General features: G+C 59.3%; 3 protein-coding genes. All 3 read right to left on the reverse strand.

The genetic code is table 11. The features are described from left to right. Positions 1–86 precede the first annotated feature (86 nt). The 3 genes from RMO23_RS08550 to RMO23_RS08560 all read right to left on the reverse strand — a co-directional run bounded on the left by RMO23_RS08550 (position 87) and on the right by RMO23_RS08560 (position 2306). Complete coding sequence (locus RMO23_RS08550) at positions 87–251, reverse strand: hypothetical protein (RefSeq protein WP_309680478.1); 165 nt, start codon at positions 249–251, stop codon at positions 87–89. A gap of 291 nt (positions 252–542) precedes the next feature. Then, positions 543–1505 (reverse strand): IS1595 family transposase, encoded by a 963-nt coding sequence (locus RMO23_RS08555; protein WP_309680480.1) that lies wholly within the window; start codon positions 1503–1505, stop codon positions 543–545. A 423-nt stretch (positions 1506–1928) separates the two neighbouring features. Next, the gene (locus tag RMO23_RS08560) at positions 1929–2306 is read right to left on the reverse strand and encodes a RidA family protein (protein ID WP_309680482.1); all 378 of its coding nucleotides are present in this window, start codon (positions 2304–2306) and stop codon (positions 1929–1931) included. Between the last annotated feature and the right edge of the window lie 296 nt (positions 2307–2602).

A 2602-nucleotide genomic window follows, 5' to 3' on the forward strand; every position in this document is an offset into this window, starting at 1 on the left:
CTCGGGATCTATCAGCGCCCCGGCGCAAGTGTCGGCGCAGCCCAGCAGGTAGGACTGGCAACCGCCGGAGGCGATCTGCTCGAAGATCATGTCGGCTGCCCGATGATGCGCAGGTAGGGCTTGGGCGCCTTCCAGCCTTGCGGGAACAGCATCTTCGCGTCGTCGTCGGACACTGAGCCGGCGCCGATCTCCGTGCCCTGGGTGGTCTCGGCGGTGAAGTCCGGAGCGGTGTCGTTGATGCGCAAAGCCATGACTACTCCTTCAGTGCCAGTGGATCGGCGGCGGCCCGCCCGGCGCTCTGGCGTGCGGCCACATTAAATTTTAGCAAGTAGCCCGCCTCAGGTCGAGGACAAGATATCTGCCGCCCATAGGGCCGTCGCTGAGGTTGACGAAGCCAACGCCGACCAGCCATTCTTCACCCTGCGCAACGTCAGTTCGGGGGCGGCGGTAAGCGCCGGCCGGCTGAAGCCCCAGCCTACGGCATGCTACTAATTCAATAGCTACTCACGCACGTTCCATATGGACTAGAGGCCTAAAACGGGCTATGTCTGCGTTAGCTGTTGTGATGGAAATCGTCCCAGCGCTTCACACAAACAAGCGGCAGGTGAGATGTTTTGGCGATAGCGCTCCATCATGCGGCGCCAGCCGAGGTAGTTCTCCAAGTACTTGGTGGCGACCCCGTGGAAGCGGCGAATCCACTCCTTGAGGCGACTGTCGTAGGCGTTGACATTTTGAATGTGGAAGGCTCCGTCAATGACCCGGATGCCTTGCTGAACATTGATGGCCCGATGGGCAAGGCCGGTGACCCGGGCAACCGTTTGGTAGACCCGAGCGCCATCCGTGCAAAGAATGGCGTCCCTGTCGATCAAGGGGCGCAGCACGGCGGCGATATGGTGTGCGTCGAGCTTGTCCAACCGGAAATCGGCGGTTTGCCCGCTGCGATCGCGTACCACCAACACGGCAATGTGCTCCCAATGGGCGCCCACCCCAGCGCGTTTTCGTGCGGGCCTGGGCAATTTTCGCTGCCCCTTGAAGGACTCCAAAAAGAAGGTCTCATCGGCCTCGACAATCCCGCCCTCGTGCTCGGCGCGGTGCGTCGCAGCCGCCTCAAGAAAGCGATGGCGCCAGCGAAACGCGGTGTTTTTATCGACACCACAGCTTTGGCCCGCCTGGCGCACGCTCACCCCCTCAATCAATGCCTGACCATAGCGCAACCATCGCTCACGTTTGCGCAAATGCGCCAGGGGCGTGCCTGTAAGTGCATTGCTGGTCCTGGCGCAAGTGTGGCAGCGCATGCGTGCCAGCCCATGGCTGTAGCCCCAAGGTCGTAGTTGTTCCGCTGGGGCCTGGCAGTGCGGGCACACGTTGGGGCCTGCAAGCACGCTGGCAACGGCATTGACGGATGTATTGGGCGGGCTATCCAGGGCACTGCGCATCTGCGTGCGTTGCTGTTTAGTCAGAAACGCCAGTTGTCCGAGAAGCTCGGCAAAGTCGCTATGGCCCATGATGCACCTCCATGCCTGATGACTTCAGATTCACTATAGGCGCAGGTCGGCTCTGTTTCAACAGTTAATGCAGACATAGCCCAATTTAGCTCAAGATTTTTCTCAAATTGAACCCGGAGACACCTTACATAAAGCCAGCCCCGACACCACCACCTTCTGCGCCCTATTCAACCGGGGCTTCAAGCGTGCTGATTGCCAACTCAATGCAACATTGGCCGTGATTCCAGGTTGAGCCGCTGCGGTGTTTGTGACTTCATTTATCCGTGAAAGATAAACAGCAGAATGTCCAATTCCTGTTTTGAATCAAGTGCTTGCGGCTGCGGTGTTTGCCAGCTTATGCCGCAGGCGGCAGATAAACGCTGTTCGTTAGGCGTCAGAAGACCTCTGGACGCGGACACGTAGCTGCCGAAGACGAGATCGGCCTCACGGCTTATAGGCAATGGCCTCGATCTCAACCTTGGTGCCGACCATGTTTTTCGCCTGCGTTGTCGATCGCGCCGGCTTATTTCCAGGGAAGAACTCGCTGTAAACGCGATTGAAATCATCGAAGTCGCGCGCGTCATCGAGCCAGACCGTGGTCTTCACCACGTCCTCGAGCGTGCACCCAGCTAATGCAAGTGCGTGAGCCACATTCATCATCGTCTGGCGCGTCTGAGCGTCTATCTCCCCTACGATGAGGTCGCCGTTTTCGTCCCTGGCTACTTGGCCGGACACAAACACAAAGCCACCAGCCTTCGTCGCCAGTGAGCGCGGCAGTGTTCGTGTACCCGCATTACTCTCCGCAAAGAATGCAATCGTCATTTTGGGTACCTTTTCGCGAAGAAGAACTCATCGATTTTGCGTAACCGGGCCATTCATGTCCACTCAACATTGCTTCGCACGCATCACGGCATCACGGCATCACGGCATCACGGTTTGGTTCGGGAGCCTACCAGGCACCTACATCAGCGCCTACAGACTGCTCCGGATCCGGCTCTGAAGACGGTCCAGGCCGGCTGGCGAGCCATTGGTAGCCCTTCCAGACCAGCAGGGCCGCGCCCGCACCGAGCAGACCGTAGCGCAGCAAAGGCAGCCGGCGCGCACCCGACAGGGCCAGC

The sequence above is a fragment of the Polaromonas sp. genome, assembly GCF_031411155.1.
In the GTDB taxonomy this organism is placed as follows: domain Bacteria; phylum Pseudomonadota; class Gammaproteobacteria; order Burkholderiales; family Burkholderiaceae_C; genus Polaromonas.